Origin of the sequence: Cellulosimicrobium cellulans, from assembly GCF_006539945.1 — a bacterium.
Taxonomy (GTDB): domain Bacteria; phylum Actinomycetota; class Actinomycetes; order Actinomycetales; family Cellulomonadaceae; genus Cellulosimicrobium; species Cellulosimicrobium cellulans.
Genome location: NZ_BJNZ01000014.1, coordinates 50,514 through 69,344, shown reverse-complemented (window position 1 = coordinate 69,344; position 18,831 = coordinate 50,514). Strand labels below are relative to the sequence as shown.

The following is an 18,831-nucleotide window of genomic DNA, read 5'->3' as shown; positions in this document are numbered from 1 at the left end:
TCCCGTCCGAGTGATGCGTCCCGGAGCGCATCACTCGAACGGGAACGCATCGTTCGGCGTCGATGGCGGGGCCTAGGCTCGGGGGCGTGCCTCCCCAGAAGCCGACGACCGAGCCGCCCGTGATCGACCCCGTCGTGCTGGACGACCTCCAGCGCGGCGACGCGTACGACCTCGAGGCGGAGGCCGACCTCGAGGGGTTCGAGCTCGTCGACCTCCGCCTCGACCGGCTCGACCTGCACGGCGCGAGCGTGTTCTCGACGCGGCTCGACCAGGTGCGCGCCGACGCGGCCGACCTCGGCGCCGTCACGCTCACGGAGGTCGTGCTCGACCGTCTGGACGTGCCCGTGCTGCGCGGGACGCGCGGCCGGTGGCGCGAGGTCGAGGTGCGCGGCGCACGCCTCGGGTCCGCCGAGCTCTACGAGTCGTCGTGGGCGGGGGTCCGGTTCGTCGGCTGCAAGCTCGGGTTCGTCAACCTGCGGGGCGCGACCCTGCGCGACGTGATGTTCACCGACTGCACGATCGACGAGCTGGACCTCGTCGCGGCGGACGCGCTGCGCGTGGCGTTCGAGGGCACGCGCGTCCGCAGGCTCGACGTCCAGGCCTCCACGCTGGCGCACGTCGACCTGCGGGGCGCCGAGATCGACGAGCTGAGCGGCATCGAGTCGCTGCGGGGCTCGACGATCGACTCGACCCAGCTCGCGCGCCTCGCCGCGACGTTCGCGCACAGCCTCGGCATCACGGTCACCGACTGACCGGGGATAGGGTGCGCGACGTGACCGACGCCACGCACCCGTCCACCGCGCTGCCCGACCCCGCCGGGACCGAGGTCCTCGTCGCCGGACCGGCGTCGTGGAACCTCCTCGTCCAGCTCGACGAGCTGCCCGCGCCCACGCCGCACACCGTCTTCGCCCGGTCGCACCGCGCCACGGTGGGTGGGACGTCGGCGGGCAAGGCGCTCAACCTCGCGCGGCTCGGCCGGGCGGTGCTGCTGCGCACCGTCCTCGGGGCGGACGACGACGGCGCGCGCGTCCGGTCCGTGCTCGAGGGCGCGGGCGTCCAGGTGCTCGCGGAGCCCTCGCCCGACGGGTGCACCGAGAGCCACCTCAACCTCATGGACGACGACGGCGGGCGCGTCTCGGTCTACCTGCGCGCCCCCGGCGAGGTCCCGGCCCAGGGCCCGTCGTGGGACGCCGCCGTCGCGGCGCTCGACGCGGCGCGGGCCGTCGTCGTCGACCTCGCGGTCCCCGCGCTGCCCGTGCTGGACCTCGCCGTGTCCCGGGGGCGCGAGGTCTGGGTCGACCTGCACGACTACGACGGCGAGTCCGCGTTCCACCGGCCGTGGGTCGACGCGGGGACGCACGTGTTCCTCAGCGGGGACCGCCTCGAGGACTGGCGCGGCTTCATGTCCGCGCGGGTCGACGCGGGCGCGCGGCTCGTGGTGTGCACGCACGGGTCGCACGGCGCCGTCGCGCTCACGCCCGAGGGAGGTTTCGTCGAGGTGCCCGCGGATCACGTGCCGCAGGTCGTCGACACGAACGGTGCGGGCGACGGCTTCTTCGCGGGCTTCCTCGACGCGCACCTGCGGGGCGCGGGCGTCGAGGAGGCGATGACGGCGGGCGCCCGGCACGCCGCGCTCGTCGTGCAGAGCCCGGACCTCGTCCCGGCCTGACGGCTCGGGCCGGAGTCGGCGCGCCGCGCTCGGTCAGCGCGCGGAGCCGACGGGCTCGGCCGCGGGTGCGACGCCGTCCGCCTCGCGCAGTGCGGCGGCGGTCGCCGCGCCGCGGTCGCGGAAGTGACCGACGAGCGAGAGCAGGAGCCCGAGCACGGCCCACCCGGTGAGCACGAGCCAGGGGAAGGTCGTGTCCGCGGCGGGGAAGTAGGACAGGTCGCGCAGGAGGGTCGCGGACGCGCCCGGCGGGAACCACTGCCCGACGGCGCCCCACGGGCTGAGCAGGAACTCGACCGGCATCGCGGACGCCGAGAGCGGGTTCGCGACGAGCAGGAACAGGACCGGGCCCACGGCGATGCCGGGGCGGCCGAGCACCGCGACGGCGCCGACGATCGTGCTGCCGATGCCGAGCAGCGTGAGCGCGACGGCGAGCGAGTCGGCGAGGTACGCGCCGTGCAGCCCGCCGATGCCGTGCAGGATCCCCGCGATCGCGAGCCCGCCGATCACCGAGTAGACCCCGAGCGCCGCGACGCGCCGCCACACCCCGACGACGGCGAGCGAGATCGCGATGCCGCCGACCATGCCGCCGAGCACGAGCGGGAACGACGCCGCGGCGAGCGTGGAGCCGCGCGGGTCGTCGGCGGAGAGCGGGACGACGTCGGTCACCGCCACGGTCGGGACCGCCTCGGCGGGCACGCCCTGCGCGGTCGCGGCGGCGGAGACCTGGGCCTGGAGCGCGGGCTGGAGACCGGCGAGGAGCTGCGCGACGGCGGGGCTCGCCGCCGAGGCGGTGAGGACCTCGGGCTGCTGCCCGAGGACGAGCGCGCCGTACGCGTCGCGTGACTCGACGAGGTCGACGGCCGCGTCACGGTCGGCGACGGTGACGAGCTCGATCGCGCCCTCGGCGTTCTGGTCCAGCGCCGCCTGCACCTGGGCGACGACGGCGGGGTCGCCCGCGGCCGCGACCGGGAGGTCCCTCGGCTCGGCGGTGACGGAGGGCCAGAGGAACGCGAGGACGACGACCGCGACGAGGGCGACGAGCCCGACGGCGGTCGTCACGACGCGCGGCCAGTGCGTGTGCGGAGCGGCGGCGGAGCTCATGGGGAGACCTCTCGTAAAACGAATGTTCGTTCTCTATAGGGTCGACCTGCCCGTCGCCTCCTGTCAAGAACGATCGTTCGGTTTAGGGTGGGCGGATGCCCCGCGTGAGTGACGAGTACCGAGCGCAGCGGCGCGACGACATCGCCGCCGCAGCCCTGCGCGTGTTCCGCCGCAAGGGCTTCGCCGCCACCTCGATGGCGGAGATCATCGCCGAGTCCGGGCTGTCCGCCGGGGCGATCTACGGGTACTACGACTCCAAGATGGCGATCGTCCACGACGTCGCGGGCAGGATCGTCGGCGGGCGCATCGCCGACGTCGAACGGCTCGCCGAGCGCGACCCGCTCCCACCGCCGTCCGACCTGGTCGCGGTCCTCATGCACGGGGTGGTGCGCGAGATCGGCAGCACCGCGATCCTGCTCCAGGTCTGGGGCGAGGCCGTGACCGACCCCCGCATCCTCGAGCTCGCCTCGACCGTCCTCGCCCGCCTGCGCTCGGTGTTCGCGGCCTACGTCGCCGCGTGGCACGAGCACGCCCACGGCCTCGACCCCGCACGCGCGGCCGAGCTCGGCGCCGAGCAGGCGCCGCTGTTCGTCGCCGCGTGCCAGGGCTTCATCGTCCAGAGCGCGCTCATGGACGACTTCGACCCCGACGCCTACCTCGAGCGCACGACCCGCCACCTCCCGCGCTGACCTTCTCGCCGAGGGAGGACCAGGACCGCGGTCGCGCGAGGTAGAGCCGTGGTTGGCCGAGGTAGAGCCGTGGTTGCGCGAGGTAGAACGGGGTCCTCCGTGCGGTACCGGGTTCTCGGGCGGGTCAGGCGAGGCCGGTGTCGCGGGCGACGATGGCCGCCTGCATGCGGGTCGCGACGCCGAGCTTGGCGAGCACGCGCGAGACGTGGGTCTTGGCCGTCGCCTCGGTGATGTAGAGGTCCGTCGCGATGCCCTGGTTGGACAGGCCGCGGCCGAGCGCCGCGAGCACGTCCACCTCGCGGGGCGTGAGGTCGGCGAGCCGTGGGTCCCGGCCCGGACCGCTCGCCTCGCGGCTCGGCCAGGAGCCCTGCCCGGCGAGCCCCGTGGCGGGTGCCGGGGTGCCGTCGACCACGCCCGACGGCGGTACGGCGGCCGGGTCGGCCGTCCCGCCCGGGCGGGTGGTCGAGGCGGGGCGAGGGGCGCCGTCGGGGGCCGGGCCGCGGGCGAACGCGGCGAGGAGGCGTCGGGTGACCTCGGGCGCGAGCACGCCGTCGCCGTCGGCGACGCGGCGGACGGCGTCGAGCAGCGCGGCGGGCTCCGCGGACTTGAGGAGGAAGCCCGCGGCGCCCGCGCGGAGCGCGCCGTCGACGTACTCGTCGAGGTCGAACGTCGTGAGCACGAGCACGTCGGCGAGGTCTTCGCCCGTGATGACGCGCGTGGCCTCGATGCCGTCCACGCCGGGCATGCGCAGGTCCATGAGCACGACGTCCGGACGCAGCGCGCGGGCGTTGGTGATCGCCGCGGTGCCGTCGGACGCCTCGCCGACGACCTCGACGTCGTCGGCGGCGTCGAGCAGGAGGCGCAGGCCCGCGCGGATCGCGGCGTGGTCGTCGGCCAGCAGCACCCGGACCGGTCGTGGCGTCACGCGCTCTCCTTCTCGATCGGACGCTCGGCGACCGGGACGCACGCCCGCACGACCCACCCACCGGCCGCCGTCGGCCCGGCGTCGAACGTCCCGCCGAGGCCGTCCGCCCGCTCGTGCATGGTCAGCAGCCCGGTACCGGCGCTCAGCGGGGACTCGACCGGCGACGCCGAGCCCGGCGCGCCGTCGTCGTGCACCTCGAGCACGACGGCCGACCCGTCGCGGACCAGCCGTACGGTGACGGGCGACCCTGGCGCGTGCTTGAGCGCGTTGGTCACGGCCTCCTGCGCGATCCGGAACAGGGCCTGGTCCGCCGCGGCGGGCAGGGCCGACGCGGCGACGTCGTCAGGGTCGTCGAGCGTGACCGCGGTGGCCGCGCGCGCGGCGTCGAGCAGCGCGTCGAGGCCCGCGAGCCGACCCGGCGCGGCGACGGCGTCGGGGGCGTCGTCGCGCCGACCCTCCGTGCGCAGCAGCAGGATCATCGACCGCATCTCGTCCAGCGACGCGACGGCGCTCGCGCGCACCTGCCGGAGCGCTGCCCGGTCCTTCGCCGCGTCGGGCGGGAGCGCGAGCGCGGCGCCGGAGTGGATCGCGATGGTCGACAGGTGCGACGCGATGACGTCGTGCAGGTCGCGCGCCATCGCGGCGCGCTCGGCCCGGACGGCCTCGTGCCGGTCGAGCTCGGCGATGCGCTCGAGGTCGCTCGCGCGCTGCCGCTCCAGGTCGGCCGTGCGCGCTGCGGCCTCGGCCTCGCGCGCCGCGAGGTCGGCGCGCTCGCCCGCGAGCTCGGCGAGCTCGCTCTTGGTCCGCACGTTGGTCGCCCACCACATCGGCACGAGGAGGACCGCCCCGAGCTGGAGGCCCATGTACACGAACTGGCGCACGTCGCGCGCGGCCTCGCCCGCCGCGACGGAGCCCAGCACGGCGACGGTCACGGCCACCCCCCAGAGCCACGCGCGCGCCCGTGGCCCCGACCACAGCGCGGCGGCGTAGAGCAGGTCCCACAGGACGAGCGTGATCGCGAGGCTCCCGCCCCACCGGATGTCGACGGCGGTGACGGCCACACCCCCGAGGAGCGCCAGGATCGGGTGGGCGCGCTTGACGAGGATGAGGAGGCAGCCGACCCCGAGCAGGACGACGCGCCACCACGGCTCCGCCGGCTCGACCACGAACGGTGCGCGAACGATCCCCACGAGGCCCACCTCGAGGAGGACCCACCCGAGGACGAACGTGGTGACGGCGGAGAAGCCGTCGTTCCGGCGGTCCTCGATGCGCCAGACCTCGGGGAGCGACCCGACAGCCGACCGCCAGGTGCCGGAGCGTCCGGGCGCGACGGGGCGCACCTCGTCCGTGCCGCCGTCCTCCGTGCTCACGGACCCATCCCAGCACAGCGAGCCGTTCCCCGGATCGGTCGAACGGTGTATGACGGCGGCGTCACCGTCCACGCGGGTGGCCCGCCGAGGGCCCGGGGTCGGTCGTTCGCCCGACGACGGGACGGCGCCCCGGAGGCGAGGCTCGTCGGCATGGACATCCCTCTCGACCTCGACGCCGTCGGCGGACCGGGCCTCGGGCTCGCCGCGATGGCAGGCGTGCTCGTCGTGCTGGCCCTCGTCGACTCCACGAGCTTCGGCACGCTGCTGATCCCCGTCTGGCTGCTCCTCGCCCCGGGCCGCCTGCGTGCCGGGCGGGTGCTCGTCTACCTCGGCACCGTCGCCGTGTTCTACCTGGCCGTCGGGATCGTCGTCCTGCTGGGTGCGGGGGCCTTCCTCGACCGGTTCGGCGACGCCCTGGACACCCGTGCCGCCGCGATCGTGCAGCTGCTCCTCGGGATCGGTCTGTTCGCGCTGAGCTTCCGGTTCGACAGCAAGCGCGCGGCCCGACGGGACGCGCGCGCGGCCGCCGCAGCGCCGGCGACGGTCGGCGCACGGCCGTCCGTCCCGGGAGAGGCCACGGGCGACGCTCCCGGCATGACGACGGGGACGGCGTCGGCCCCGCGCCCGGGACGGCTGTCCCGCTGGCGCGAGCGCGCGCTGGGGATCGAGGCGGACGCCGCCGGTGCCGGCGCCGCCCGCACGCGGCCCTCGGTGCTGCCGCTCATGGGGCTCGCGCTCGGAGCCGTCGCGATCGAGGTCGGGACGATGCTGCCGTACCTCGCCGCGATCGGGCTGCTCACGACGTCGGACGTCGGTTGGCCCGCGACCGGTGGCATCCTCGCGGGCTACTGCGTCGTGATGATCGCGCCCGCGCTCCTCCTGCTGCTCGGGCGCCTCGTCGCGGCGCGCGCGATCGACCCGCTGCTGCGCCGGCTCGACGCGTGGCTGACGAGGAACGCGACCGACATGACCGGCTGGGTGCTGGGGATCCTCGGCGTCCTGCTCGCGCTCAACGCGTTCGGCCGCCTCGGCTGGGCCTGAGCAGGCCGCACGCCCCGCACGACGACGGCCCGCCCGGAGGTCCCGGGCGGGCCGTCGTCGTGCCACCGGCGTGCGCCGGTCAGGGGGTCAGTGCGAGGTGCCGTTCGACGACTTCTCGCTCGAGCCCGCGAGCTGCGTGCCCGCGAGGTTGGCGATGAGCTGGTTGATGTCGACTCCGGTGAGCTGCTTGATGACGCCCTGGCCCTCGCCGAGGACCGACGCGACGTTCTTCGTGACCGCGGACGCGCCGTCGGTCGAGACGACGGTCATGCCCTGGATGTTGCCGATCGGCTCGGCCGCGGCGCGCACGATCTCCGGCAGACGCTCGATGAGCTCCTGCACCAGGGCCGCCTCTCCGTACTTCTGGAGCGCGTCAGCCTTGGCGTCGGTCGCCACGGCCTCGGCGCGGCCCTCAGCCTCGATCGCCGCCGCGCGGGCCTCACCCTCGGCCTTGATACCGGCGGCGAGGGCGACCTGGCGGTCACGCTCGGCCTCACCGGCGCGGCGCACGGCCTGCGCGGACGCCTCGGCGTCCTGGATCGCGGCCGTCTTGTTCGCCTCGGCGATGACGGTGCGCTTGTACGCGTCGGCCTCGGTCGCGGCGTTCGCGGCGTCACGGCGCGCGTTCGCCTCCTGGACCTCGGCGTACGCCTTGGCCTCGGCGGGCTTGCGGATCTCGATGTCGAGGCGCTCCTGCGTCACCCGGGCCTGCTCGGCGAGCGCCTCGCGCTCCTGCTGCGCGACGAGGCGGTCCTGCTCGGCGCGGGCGAGCTGGCCCGCGGCCTCGGCCTCGGCGTTCGCACGGTCGGTGTCGGCCTTGATCACGGCGCGCTTGAGGTCGAGCGCCTTCTGGCGCTCGGCGATCTGCTCGGCCGCGTCGATGACGGCGAACTCCGAGGCGCGCTGCGCCTCGGCCTCGGAGACCTCGGCGACCTGGCGGGCACGAGCCGACTCGGCGCGACCGAGGTTCGCGAGGTAGTCCGAGCCCGGCGTCGAGATGTCGGAGATGTTGAGCAGGTCCACCTGGAGGCCCTGCTCCGAGAGGTCGGCCTTGGTGGACTCGACGACGCGGTCGGACAGGCCCTTGCGGTCGGAGATGATCTGCTCGATCGTCATGTCGCCGACGATGGAGCGCAGCGAGCCCTCGAGGGACTCCTTGATGATCTCCGTGAGCGTGCCCTGCTGGGACAGGAAGCGCTGGGCCGCGCGGCGCACGCCCTCCTCGTCACCCCGGACCTTGAAGTTGATGGACGCCTTGATGGCGATCTTGATGCGGTTCTTGTCCACGCCCTCGACCGTGATGCCGATCTGGCGCTGCTCGAGCGAGATGGAGAAGCCCTGCTGGAGGATCGGCCAGACGAACGTGCGGCCGCCGACGACGACCTTCTGCCCGCTGCCCGCGGCCTCCTTGCGCCCGGCGCCGCGGCCGACGATGACCAGGGCCTCGTTCGGCGGGACGCGGCGGATGCGCTTGCTGATGAAGATGACCACCGCGAAGAACGCGATGACCAGGGCGACGATCGCCAGGGTCGTGATGAGGTTCGTGTCGTCGAACATGGTCCGCGCCGGGGCGCGTCTCCTTCCGTGGGTGCGTGCAGGTCAGGGCGTGCGGCCGTGCTCGGTGGACGGGCCGGGTGGTGCCCGGCCGCCCGGCCGGTGGTGCGTGCGGGTGCGCGGCACCCACGGGTCGACGCGCGGGGCGTCGCGGTCGGTCCGTCAGGACCTCAGTCGTTGGGGTAGTGGCGCTGGACGCGTACCCGGCTCCCGGACTGCTCGAGGACGACGACGCGCGCGCCCTCCGGGATCGGCTCGTCCGCCCACGCGAGACGGCGCTCGAGCTCGTGCGCGGCGTCGAGCGAGACCTCGCCGCGCGCGGGGCCGATCGCGGTCGTCGCGGTGCCCTGCACGCCGACGAGCGACGTCGGGACGCCGTCCTCCGACTCTCGCAGGTGCTTGACCAGGGCCTGGACGAGCACCATCACGACCAGTGCCACGACGAGCGACCCCACGTACGCGAGCCACGTCGGCAGGTCGTTGGACACCACGATCACGCCGACGGCGCCGAAGACCACACCACCCACGCCGAGCGACGTCCCGGACACCGCGCCGTCACCCAGGTCGACGATCTCGCCGACGAGCAGCGAGAGGAGCAGGAGGGCGAGTCCGGCGATGCCGATGACGATGAACGCGATCATGCGAGGTCCCCTTGCTGCGGCGGGCGGCCGTGCGTGTGTCGGTGCCGTGCGGACGGTCGTGCCGACCGTCGTGTCGACGTGGCGTGTGGAGTTGTCGTGAACGTACCCACACCCTATCGTGACCCGACCGTGCCGAGAGCCCGCCCCGGGCGTTCGGGCATGGGGAGGACTCCCCAGGGTCGTGCGCGGTCAGGAACCGAGCTCGTCCAGCATCCGCAGGAGGTTCGCGCGCGCTGTGCCGGCGTACCCCTCGACCCAGTCGCCCTCGTAGGCGCGCGGCACGACCTCGACGGTGAGGACGCACGCGAGGTACGCCCGGTACAGGCTCAGCCGCGTCCACGCGTCGGGGTCGCCCGACCCGGGCGTGCCGTCGCCCAGGCCGAGGTCGCCGCCCTCGGCGGCGTACCCCGCGAGGAGGTCGGGGTCGACCGCTCCGGCGCCGAGCTGGTCGGCACCGGCGAGCTCGAACAGCGGGTCTCCCCACAGCGACCGCTCCGCGTCGAGCACGCCGACGATCGTGAGACCTCTCGCGTCGCCCGGGTGCCCCGGGACGGCCGCCGGGTGGCCGAGCAGGACGTTCCCCGGCCACAGGTCCGCGTGCACGAGCCGGGGGACCCTCACGCGGGCGAGCAGGTCGCGGTGGCGCGCGACGGCGTCGTGCACCCGGGCCTCGGGGAGCTCGACGCCCCAGCGGCGCGCGTCGTCGAGCACGGCCTCGACCATGCGCGCGAACGCGTCGGGCCACGTCGCGGCGGCCAGGTCCGACGCCGGGGCCGGGTACCCGAACCGGTCGCCCGTGATCCGGTGCAGCCGGGCCATGAACGACCCGAGCCCGTGGCGCACCACCGCGGTCGCCGCGGCGTCGAGCTCGCGCCCGCTCCACGAGGCGCCGTCGAGGAACGTGACGACGAGCGCGTCGCCGTCCACGTGCGCGCGCGTCAGGTCGGCGTGCAGCACGCGCGGGACGGGGAGCCCGGCCGCGTGCGCCGCTCGGTAGGCGGCGTCCTCCGTGGTGAGGATGCCGTGCTCGTAGCGCAGCAGGCGCGACGTGTCCGCGCCGGTGACCTTGACGACGACGCGCGCGGGGACGCCGTCGGGCAGCACGCGCGCGGGCCGTGCGGCGAGGTCCACGGCGAAGACGCTCGCGAACGTCCCGCCGCTCAGCGGCTCGACGCGGACGGCCTCGCCGAGCGGCGCCACGACGGCCGCGACCTGGTCCTGCGTGACCGACGCCTTGGTGAGCACGCGGCGATGCTACCGGTCCGCGCGCGCCCCTCCCGGGCCCGGTCAGGACGGCGTGAGGAGGTCCTGCTCGGCCACGGCGTCGAGGCTCAGCGTCCGGTACCCGTGGGTCTCGAACAGGACGGTCACCCGGTCGTCGCCCTCGTACCCCATGACCGTTCCCGCGCCGAACTCCGGGTGCTGCACCGTCGTGCCGGTCGACCAGGGGGCGGCGCGGTCGTCGGTCGACCGCTCGGCGGCCGACCCGGCCCAGCACGTGTCGCAGCGGCCGCACGGCTCGGGCAGGTCCTCCCCGAGGTAGGCGAGCAGGAACTGGCGGCGGCACTGCGTCGTCTCGGCGTACGCGCGCATCATCTGCAGGCGCGAGTCGTCGACCCGGCGGCGGGCCTCGGCGAGCTCGTGCGCGACGTCGGCCACCGCGGCCGGGCGCGCGTCCTCGCCGGCGAGCGCCTGCGCGTCCTCCACGAGCGCGCGCAGCCGCGCCAGGCGCCGGGGCAGCCGCGCCCGCCCGCCGGGCGCCGAGGACGCCCGGTCGTCCGGACCGCCCCGGTCCAGGGCGCGCGCGACCTCGCGCAGGTCGTCGCGGTCGGGCACGCTCACGGCGAAGTAGCGCTGGAGCCCCAGGTCCTCCGGGCGGTAGAACAGCACCGCGACGGCGGGCTCGCCGTCGCGGCCCGCGCGGCCGACCTCCTGGTAGTAGGAGTCTGGCGAACCGGGGACGTCGGCGTGCACGACGAACCGCACGTCGGGCTTGTCGATGCCCATGCCGAACGCGGACGTCGCGACCACGACGTCCACCTCGTCCTCCGTGAACCGCCGCTGGGCCTCGTCGCGCTCGGCCCGCCGCAGCCCTCCGTGGTAGGCCGCGGTGCGCAGCCCCGCCTGCGCGAGCGCGTCCGCGACCTCGGTGGTGCGGCGCCGCGTGCCGACGTAGACGATCCCGACGCCGTGCTCCGCCTCGGTGCGCACGCGCTCGACGACCGCGCGGTCCTTGTCCGCCGCCTCGACGGCCCGCACGACCTCGAGCGCGATCCCGGGGCGCGCGAACCCGCGGACGATCACCGCGGCGTCGCGCAGGTGCAGGCGCTCGGCGACGTCCTCGCGCACGGGAGGCGACGCCGTCGCGGTGAGCGCGAGGACCGGGGGTCGCGGGTCCAGGGTGTCGAGGCGTTCGCCCACGCGGAGGTACTCGGGCCGGAAGTCGTGCCCCCAGGTCGAGACGCAGTGTGCCTCGTCGACCGCCACGAGACTGGGCCGGGCCGCACGGACGGCGTCGAGGACCTCGTCGTTGGCGAGCTGCTCGGGGGACAGGAAGAGGAACTCGAGCTCGCCCGCCGCCGCGGCCTCGAGCGCGGCGCGGCGCTCGGCGGCGGGGACGGCCGAGCTCACCGCGGCGGCCCGCGCGTCGTCGTCGCCGAGCTCGAGCAGGGAGCGCACCTGGTCCTGCTGGAGCGCGATGAGCGGCGAGACGACGAGCGTCGGCCCGGGCAGCTCGATGCCGGGGAGCTGGTAGACCGCGGACTTGCCCGCCCCGGTGGGCAGGACGAGCAGGACGTCGCGCCCGTCGAGGAGCGCGGTGATCGCCTCGCGCTGGCCGGGGCGCAGGTCGCGGTAGCCGAAGACCTCCCGGGCGGTGTCGCGGACGTCGGCGAGGGTGGGCTCGCCCGTCACGGGCGAGGCACGTTGCGCAGGTTGGCGCGCGCCATCGAGACGACCTCGCCCATGCCGCCGCCGAGGACCTCCTTGCTCATCGCGACCGCGAACCCGCGGACCTGGCCCGCCGTGATGTTCGGCGGGATCGAGAGCGCGCGGGGGTCGGTGACGACGTCGACGAGCGCCGGGCCGGGCCGGTTCAGCGCCTCCTGGAGGGCGCGGCGCAGGTCCTTCGGCTTCTCGACCCGCACGGCCGGGATGCCGATCGCGTTCGCGACCGCGGCGTAGTCGACGTGCGGCGACTCGGTGCCGAACATCGGCAGCCCGTCGACGAGCATCTCGAGGCGCACCATGCCGAGGCTCGCGTTGTCGAAGAGGACGACCTTGACCGGCAGGTCGTAGTGCTTGAGCGTCACGAGCTCGCCGAGCAGCATCGAGAGCCCGCCGTCGCCGGACATCGCGACGACCTGCCGGCCAGGCTGCGCGGCGGCGACCCCGATGGCGTGGGGGAGCGCGTTGGCCATCGAGCCGTGGATGAACGACCCGATGACGCGACGCTTCCCGTTGGGCGTGATGTACCGCGCGGCCCAGACGTTGCACATGCCGGTGTCGACGGTGAACACCGCGTCGTCGGCGGCGACCTGGTCGAGCGTGTCGGCGACGAACTCGGGGTGGATGGGCGTCGTGCGCTCGACCTTCTTGGTGTACGCCCCGACGACGCCCGTCATCGCCTTCTCGTGCTTGGCGACCATCGAGTCGAGGAACTTGCGCGACCGCGCCTTCTTCACGAGCGGCAGGAGCGCGCGCACGGTCTCGCCGACGTCGCCCACGACCGCGAGGTCCAGGCGCGTGCGGCGGCCCAGGTGCGTCGGGTCGACGTCCACCTGCGCCGTGCGGACCGACTCGGGGAGGAACTGGTCGTACGGGAAGTCGGTGCCGAGCAGCACGAGGAGGTCGCAGTCGTGCATGGCGTCGAACGCCGCGCCGTAGCCGAGCAGGCCGGACATGCCGACGTCGAACGGGTTGTCGTACTGGATGAACTCCTTGCCGCGCAGCGAGTGGCCCACGGGCGCGGCGATCTTGTCGGCGAGCGCGAGGACGTCGTCGTGCGCGCCGCGCACGCCCGCCCCGGCGAAGATCGTGACCTTCTTCGCGGCGTCGATCGCGTCCGCGAGCTGCTGGACGGCGGTCGCGTCCGGGACGACGCGCGGGGGAGCGGGCCGGCACGCGACGTCGGGCACGGCGGCGGGGGCGTCGAGGTCGGCGACGTCGCCCGGGAGCGTGAGGACGGAGACGCCGCGGGCGCCGTACGCGTGGTGGATCGCGGAGTTGATGACGCGCGGCGCCTGGTCGGCGCTCGAGATCATCTCGGAGTACACCGAGCACTCCGTGAAGAGGCGGTCGGGGTGGGTCTCCTGGAAGAACCCGGTGCCGATCTGCTTGCTCGGGATGTGGCTCGCGATGGCGAGCACCGGGACGCGCGACCGGTTGGCGTCGTACAGGCCGTTGATGAGGTGGAGGTTGCCCGGCCCGCACGACCCCGCGCACACCGCGAGGCTGCCCGTGACCTCGGCCTCCGCGGCCGCCGCGAACGCGGCCGCCTCCTCGTGGCGCACGTGGATCCACTCGATGCCCTGGCCCGCGTTCTCGCCCGTGTTGGACCGGTGCACCGCGTCCACCACGGGGTTGAGGCTGTCGCCGACGATGCCGTAGATCCGGCGCACCCCCGCCTCGATGAGCTGCGCGACCAGCAGGTCCGCGACAGTCCGGTTGCGCTTGTCGACGGGGGAGCGACCGATTCCGAACGGCATGACGTACCTCCACGGGTGGGCTGGGGTCGTCTCCCATCGTGCGCCGGGCCCGTGCGGGCCGCAGCGCGAGGCGGCGTCTCGTGCGTCACGGTGTGCCGAACCCGGGGTTGCCGCACCCCAGGGTGCCGAGCCCGGGATTGCGCGTCACCGGCGGCGCCAGGTGACGCGCAACCCCAGGTTCGGCATGGTGAGGTGACGTGAAAGCCCGGGCTCGGTGTCAGGGGCGGGCCGCCACGGACGGGGTGCGGCGGCGCGCGACGGCCGCCGCCGCGTCGGTCTGGGCGAGCTCGCCGTGGATCCCCGCGCCGGCCATGACCCCCGCCGCGGCGGACGCGCCCACCTGGGCCATGAGGTCGCTCGAGTTCCCGGCCGCCCACACGCCGGGGAGCGCGGTCGCACCGCGTGGGTCCGCGGGCACGAACCGGCCCGCCGGGTGCTCCTCGAGCGTCCCGCCGAGCTGCTCGAACAGCTCGCCGCGCGCGACGAACCGCGGCCCGACGACGACCGCGTCCACCGCGAACGACGTCCCGTCCGCGAGGACGACCGACCGCACCGAACGGCCCTCGACGTCGAGGCGCTCGACCTCGCCCTCGACCACGTGCACGCCGAGCGCCGAGAGCTGCTCCCACGTGGCGTCGTCGAGCTCCGGGGCGGTGTGCTGGAAGAGCGTGACGTGCGGGCTGAGCTGGCGGAACAGCAGCACCTGGTGCGCCGCGGCGGGACCCGTCGCGAGCACCGCGATCCGCTGCCCGCGCACCTCCCAGCCGTGGCAGAACGGGCAGTGCAGCACGCTCGACCCCCAGCCCTCGCGGACCCCGGGGACCTCGGGGAGCTCGTCGACGAGGCCCGTCGCGAGCAGGACGCGACGCGCGCGCACGGTCGCGCCGTCGTCGAGCGTGAGCGTGAAGCCGGACTCGGCGTCGCCGGCCGCTCGGGCCACGCGTGCGTCGCGGACCTCGGCGCCGTAGCCAGCGGCCTCGGCGCGACCCGCGGCGAGCAGCTCGCGCGGCGGGACGCCCTCGCGCCCCAGCAGGTTGTGCGCGCCCTCCGCAGGCGCGTTGCGCGGCTCGTCGGCGTCGAGCACGACGACGGAGCGCAGCGACCGCGCGAGCGTCACCGCGGCGCTCAGCCCGGCGGGTCCGCCGCCGACGATCGCGACGTCGTGGACGGTGCTCTGGGTGGTGGTGTCCATTGCTCTCCTCAGCAGGGAAGGGGGGTCCATTGCTGAGTGCGTGAGACAGTCGCGGGAATCGGCGCGGACGGCGACTGTCTCATGCACTCAGCGGGGGCGGCGGGCGGCCCAGACGATGCGGCCGCCGCGTGCGCCGACGGTGTGCGCTGATACCGGGTCGGTGGCGTCGGCCGGTGCCGTCGCGTCGAGCACCGCGTCGAGCGCGGCGAGGTCGGCGGGGTCCAGGTGGTCGGCGAGGTGCTCGCGCTGGCGCGCGGCGGTGGCGCGAGCCCAGCGGGACGCGTCCGGGCCCGGCGGTACGACGGCGGTGCGCTCGCGCCGGTCGACGAGATCCAGCCCGGCGTCGGCCAGGTAGGGCGCCCAGTCCGGGTAGCGGTTCCAGCCGGCGTGCGCCATCGCGTTCTCGAGGTGCGCGGCGAGGTCCGCGTGAGCCGCGTCGTCGGGCAGGACGGGCGACGTCGCGGTCATCTCGACGACGACCAGCAGGCCGCCGGGCGCGAGCGCGTCGTGGGCGTCGCGCAGGACGCGGGCCGGGTCGGCGACGTGGTGCAGCGACGCGGACGCCCACACGACGTCCGCGGTGCCGACGTCGGGCCACCGGGCATCGAGGTCGGCCTCGACGGTGCGCACGCGTGCCTCGAGCCCGGACCCGGCGAGCCCGTCGCGCAACCGTCCGAGCATCGCGGGGTCCGCGTCCACGGAGACGACCTCCGCGTCGGGGAACGCGCGGGCGAGGGCCCGGGTCCCCGTGCCGGTCCCGGCGCCGAGGTCGACGACGGTCCGAGTCGGCTGCGGCGCGTGGGCGACGGCGACCGCGACGGCCTCGTCGACGAGCCCGCCGAACACGGACGCGTCGAGCTCGAGCAGCTCGGCCATACCGCCCGCGTCGTGGGCGTGCGCCGCGTGGCTGTGCCCGTGCCCGTGCGCGTGGCCGTGCGCATGGCCGTGCGCGTGGCCGTGCGCGTCGCCGTGGTCGTGGCCGCGGCTGCCGTCGTGAGGGTTGTCGTGCCCGGGGGAGCTCATGCATCCACCGTAGGACGCTTCTGCGTATGAGGCATAGGATCTTGCTCATGACGCAAGAAGTCGACCTCGACGCCGTCGTCCGCCAGCGGATCCGCGGGCTGCGCCTCGCCCGCGGCTGGACCCTGGACGCGCTCGCGGCGCGGTGCTTCCTCAGCCCGTCGACGCTCAGCCGCCTCGAGACCGGGCACCGGCGCATCGCGCTCGACCAGCTCGTGCCCATCGCCCGTGCGCTGGGCACGACGCTCGACCAGCTCGTCGAGCCGGTCGACGACGAGGACGTCGTCATCCGGCCCGAGCCGCAGCGCCGGCCGGGGGAGACCACGTGGCTGCTCTCCCGCGACCGGCCGGGGACGATGGTCGCGAAGATGCGTCTGACGCCCGAGCGCGCCGTGGGGCCCGAGCACCAGCGCGTCCACCCGGGGCACGAGTGGTTCACCGTCCTGTCGGGGACGGCCGTCGTCTACCTCGCGGACCGCCGGATCCTCGTGCACGAGGGCCAGGCGGCCGAGTTCTCGACGATGGTGCCGCACTCGTTCGGCGCGCACGACGGCCCGGTCGAGATCCTCACCATCTTCGACCAGGAGGGTGAGCGCGCCCACCTGTCGGACACCGACCCGTCCTGACGGGTGGCGACCAGCGGCGTCGTGGACCCCGCCGATCTCGAGGAGTGCTCGTCGGCCCGAGGGGGCGACGCTGAGCGGACGTGCGGGCGTCAATCGAGTCGGGCCGTGTCTGACAAATGTGGGACAGAAGGCGTAGTGTCGTGATCATGGCGACAAGAACCCGCAGCACCGCGCACGAGAGAACGACCCCCCGAGGCTCGACCTCGCGGGGCGGGAAGAACGTGCCTGCCGGGGGGACCCCGCGGGCCGGGAAGGGCGAGGGCGCCTCGGCGAAGCGCGACTCCGTCACGTTCCGACCCACCCCCGAGGAGCGCCGGATCCTCGACCGCCTCCGCGACGAAGGCGTCACCGCCAGCGACGCCGTCCGCCGTGGCCTGCACCTGGTCGCGCACGAGAAGTGGGTCGACCAGGCCCGCGTCGATGCGGAGAATCTCGCCCACGAGAACCTCGACGACGAGCCGGACGCCTGGTGATCCGCGGCGCCGTCTACCGCGTCGACCTCGGTGACCCCCGGGGCCACGAGCAGGGCGGTCGGCGGTACGGGGTGGTCCTGTCCCCGACGAACATGCCGTGGTCCGTCGCGACGATCGTGCCGACCTCGACGAGCGCGCAGCGTGCGATCTTCCGGCCCGTCCTCGAGATCGCCGGCCAGGAGACCGTGCTCCTCGTCGACCAGCTCCGTGCGATCGACACCGACTACGTCGTCGGGGAGCCGGTCGACTTCCTTCTTCGAGACGACCTGGACGCGCTCGAGCGGGCCGTGCAGAGCTACCTCGGCATCATCTGAGGCCGAGCCGTCCCGTCCGTCGTCCTCGGGGGCCTCGACGTCGACCGTCTCGCGGTACCCCGCGTCAGTGGGCGGGCGTGCCGTCCGTGACGTCCTCGCGGTCGGCGCTGCGGCGCAGCGACCGGAGAGCGACGAGCACGAGCACGACGGCGAGCGCCGCCGCCGCGACGACGACCTCGAACCCGGCGTGCGCGCCGCCCGCGTCGATGCGCGACCCCGCGACGGACGACCCGATCGACACCCCGACGCCGAGCGACGTGCCGACCCACGCGAGCCCCTCGGTGAGCTGGTTCGGCGCGACGAGGTTCTGGACGAGGTTGTTGCCGTTGATGAGCGTGGGCGCGATGGCGAACCCGGTCACGAACATCACCGCGGCGAGGACGGGGATCGACGTCACGAAGAAGAACAGCGAGACGCCGGCGGCGAGCGCGACGATCCCGATGACGAACCGGCGCCACAGCGGCGACACCCAGTGCCGCGCGCCGTAGACGAGCCCGGAGATGAGCGAGCCCGTCGCGAAGACGGCGAGGATCAGCCCGGCCGCGCCCTTCTGCCCCTGCTCCTCGGCGAACGCGATGGTCGACACGTCGGTCGCGCCGAACACGATGCCCATCGCCACGAAGATCACGGCGAGCACGATCATGCCCGTCGACCGCATGGCGGAGCGCTGCTTCACGCCGGCCTCGGGCACGACGACCGGTGGCTCGGTCGTGCGCTGCGACAGGAACCACAGCCCGCCGACGACCGCCGCGACGAGCGGAACGACCAGCCCGGCCGAGGGGGACACGCTCGTGGCGAGCACCGTCGCGAGCACCGGCCCCACGACGAACACGAGCTCGTCGAGCGCGGACTCGAGCGAGTAGGCGGTGTGCAGGCGCCGCGCGTCGGGCACGATGTGCGTCCAGCGCGCGCGGACCATCGAGCCGTACGACCCCTGGGTCGCGCCGGAGATCGCGGCGAACACGTAGAGCGTCCACTCGGGCGCGCGGAGCACGGCGCAGAGGATGAGCCCGCCGAGCCCGAGCGTCGCGGCGGCGAGCAGCGGCAGCATGACGACGCGCTGCCCGGTGCGGTCCACGAGGCGCGCGATCTGGGGCGACACGACCGCCTGGGCCACGACGAGCGCGGCCGCGACGCGTCCCGCGAGCGCGTACTCGCCGTAGATGCCCTGGACCATGAGGATCGTGCCGATGCCGACCATCGACATCGGCAGGCGCGCCACGAGCGCCGCGGCGGAGAACCGCCAGGCGCCGGGCAGCGTGAGCACGGCGCGGTAGGGGTTCCGGGGCGTCGCCCCGGCCTCCGCGGGGGTGCCCGACGTCGTCCCGTCGGTCGTCAGGTCGTCCCGCCGGTGCTCGGGGTTCTCGGGGTCGTCAGCGCGCGACGGGAAATCCTGGACCACCGTCTCAGTGTCGCACCCGGAAGTCGTCCGCCCGGTAGCGAATTCGCGGCTCTGGGCGGGACGTGACGACCGTCTCGCCTCGGCGCCCGGCGCGGGCGCGCCGGTTGT

Annotated in this window: 18 protein-coding genes; 7 read left to right on the top strand and 11 right to left on the bottom strand. The window is 74.8% G+C overall.

The annotated features are described in order from the left end of the window. Positions 1-86: 86 nt before the first annotated feature. On the top strand, positions 87-752 hold the full coding sequence (locus CCE02nite_RS11995) for a pentapeptide repeat-containing protein (protein ID WP_170227300.1): 666 nt from the start codon (positions 87-89) through the stop codon (positions 750-752). Positions 753-772: 20 nt separating this feature from the next. Then, positions 773-1,669 (top strand): carbohydrate kinase family protein, encoded by an 897-nt coding sequence (locus CCE02nite_RS11990; protein ID WP_255318828.1) that lies wholly within the window; start codon positions 773-775, stop codon positions 1,667-1,669. 33 nt (positions 1,670-1,702) lie between these two features. On the opposite strand, the gene CCE02nite_RS11985 is transcribed toward CCE02nite_RS11990, so the two are convergent. After that, positions 1,703-2,770, bottom strand: coding sequence for an ABC transporter permease (locus CCE02nite_RS11985; RefSeq protein ID WP_141389865.1), 1,068 nt, complete (start codon positions 2,768-2,770; stop codon positions 1,703-1,705). 95 nt (positions 2,771-2,865) lie between these two features. On the opposite strand from CCE02nite_RS11985, the gene CCE02nite_RS11980 reads away from it, so the two are divergent. Continuing rightward, a complete protein-coding gene (locus CCE02nite_RS11980; protein ID WP_141389864.1) occupies positions 2,866-3,459 on the top strand; it encodes a TetR/AcrR family transcriptional regulator in 594 nt (197 codons plus the stop codon). 124 nt (positions 3,460-3,583) lie between these two features. On the opposite strand, the gene CCE02nite_RS11975 is transcribed toward CCE02nite_RS11980, so the two are convergent. Then, positions 3,584-4,384 (bottom strand): response regulator, encoded by an 801-nt coding sequence (locus CCE02nite_RS11975; RefSeq protein ID WP_141389863.1) that lies wholly within the window; start codon positions 4,382-4,384, stop codon positions 3,584-3,586. Then, the gene (locus tag CCE02nite_RS11970; RefSeq protein ID WP_141389862.1) at positions 4,381-5,754 is read right to left on the bottom strand and encodes a sensor histidine kinase; all 1,374 of its coding nucleotides are present in this window, start codon (positions 5,752-5,754) and stop codon (positions 4,381-4,383) included. Before CCE02nite_RS11970 ends, CCE02nite_RS11975 begins: the two co-directional genes overlap by 4 nt. Before the next feature lie 150 nt (positions 5,755-5,904). On the opposite strand from CCE02nite_RS11970, the gene CCE02nite_RS11965 reads away from it, so the two are divergent. Further along, a complete protein-coding gene (locus tag CCE02nite_RS11965) occupies positions 5,905-6,795 on the top strand; it encodes a GAP family protein (protein WP_141389861.1) in 891 nt (296 codons plus the stop codon). A gap of 87 nt (positions 6,796-6,882) precedes the next feature. Here the strand turns inward: CCE02nite_RS11965 and CCE02nite_RS11960 are convergent, their stop codons facing one another. The 7 genes from CCE02nite_RS11960 to CCE02nite_RS11930 all read right to left on the bottom strand — a co-directional run bounded on the left by CCE02nite_RS11960 (position 6,883) and on the right by CCE02nite_RS11930 (position 15,911). Then, a complete protein-coding gene (locus CCE02nite_RS11960; protein WP_141389860.1) occupies positions 6,883-8,352 on the bottom strand; it encodes a flotillin family protein in 1,470 nt (489 codons plus the stop codon). Between the two features lie 167 nt (positions 8,353-8,519). Then, positions 8,520-8,990 (bottom strand): NfeD family protein, encoded by a 471-nt coding sequence (locus tag CCE02nite_RS11955; protein ID WP_141389859.1) that lies wholly within the window; start codon positions 8,988-8,990, stop codon positions 8,520-8,522. 189 nt (positions 8,991-9,179) lie between these two features. After that, the gene (locus CCE02nite_RS11950) at positions 9,180-10,235 is read right to left on the bottom strand and encodes a phosphotransferase family protein (RefSeq protein ID WP_141389858.1); all 1,056 of its coding nucleotides are present in this window, start codon (positions 10,233-10,235) and stop codon (positions 9,180-9,182) included. 42 nt (positions 10,236-10,277) lie between these two features. Next, a complete protein-coding gene (locus CCE02nite_RS11945; protein ID WP_141389857.1) occupies positions 10,278-11,903 on the bottom strand; it encodes a RecQ family ATP-dependent DNA helicase in 1,626 nt (541 codons plus the stop codon). Further along, on the bottom strand, positions 11,900-13,696 hold the full coding sequence (locus CCE02nite_RS11940) for a pyruvate dehydrogenase (protein ID WP_141389856.1): 1,797 nt from the start codon (positions 13,694-13,696) through the stop codon (positions 11,900-11,902). The genes CCE02nite_RS11945 and CCE02nite_RS11940 overlap by 4 nt, the downstream gene beginning before the upstream one ends. A gap of 217 nt (positions 13,697-13,913) precedes the next feature. Continuing rightward, positions 13,914-14,888, bottom strand: a complete 975-nt coding sequence (locus tag CCE02nite_RS11935) for an NAD(P)/FAD-dependent oxidoreductase (RefSeq protein ID WP_141389855.1) — start codon at positions 14,886-14,888, stop codon at positions 13,914-13,916. 87 nt (positions 14,889-14,975) lie between these two features. Next, complete coding sequence (locus CCE02nite_RS11930; RefSeq protein WP_141389854.1) at positions 14,976-15,911, bottom strand: class I SAM-dependent methyltransferase; 936 nt, start codon at positions 15,909-15,911, stop codon at positions 14,976-14,978. A 47-nt stretch (positions 15,912-15,958) separates the two neighbouring features. Between CCE02nite_RS11930 and CCE02nite_RS11925 the strand changes: the two genes are divergently transcribed. The 3 genes from CCE02nite_RS11925 to CCE02nite_RS11915 all read left to right on the top strand — a co-directional run bounded on the left by CCE02nite_RS11925 (position 15,959) and on the right by CCE02nite_RS11915 (position 17,321). Beyond that, positions 15,959-16,534 (top strand): helix-turn-helix domain-containing protein, encoded by a 576-nt coding sequence (locus CCE02nite_RS11925; protein WP_141389853.1) that lies wholly within the window; start codon positions 15,959-15,961, stop codon positions 16,532-16,534. 146 nt (positions 16,535-16,680) lie between these two features. Further along, positions 16,681-17,007: a hypothetical protein gene (locus CCE02nite_RS11920; RefSeq protein ID WP_255318827.1), complete on the top strand. Its 327-nt coding sequence runs from the start codon at positions 16,681-16,683 to the stop codon at positions 17,005-17,007. Next, the gene (locus tag CCE02nite_RS11915; protein WP_141389852.1) at positions 17,004-17,321 is read left to right on the top strand and encodes a type II toxin-antitoxin system PemK/MazF family toxin; all 318 of its coding nucleotides are present in this window, start codon (positions 17,004-17,006) and stop codon (positions 17,319-17,321) included. Before CCE02nite_RS11920 ends, CCE02nite_RS11915 begins: the two co-directional genes overlap by 4 nt. A 64-nt stretch (positions 17,322-17,385) precedes the next feature. On the opposite strand, the gene CCE02nite_RS11910 is transcribed toward CCE02nite_RS11915, so the two are convergent. Then, positions 17,386-18,723: an MFS transporter gene (locus tag CCE02nite_RS11910; RefSeq protein ID WP_308463696.1), complete on the bottom strand. Its 1,338-nt coding sequence runs from the start codon at positions 18,721-18,723 to the stop codon at positions 17,386-17,388. Positions 18,724-18,831 lie beyond the last annotated feature (108 nt).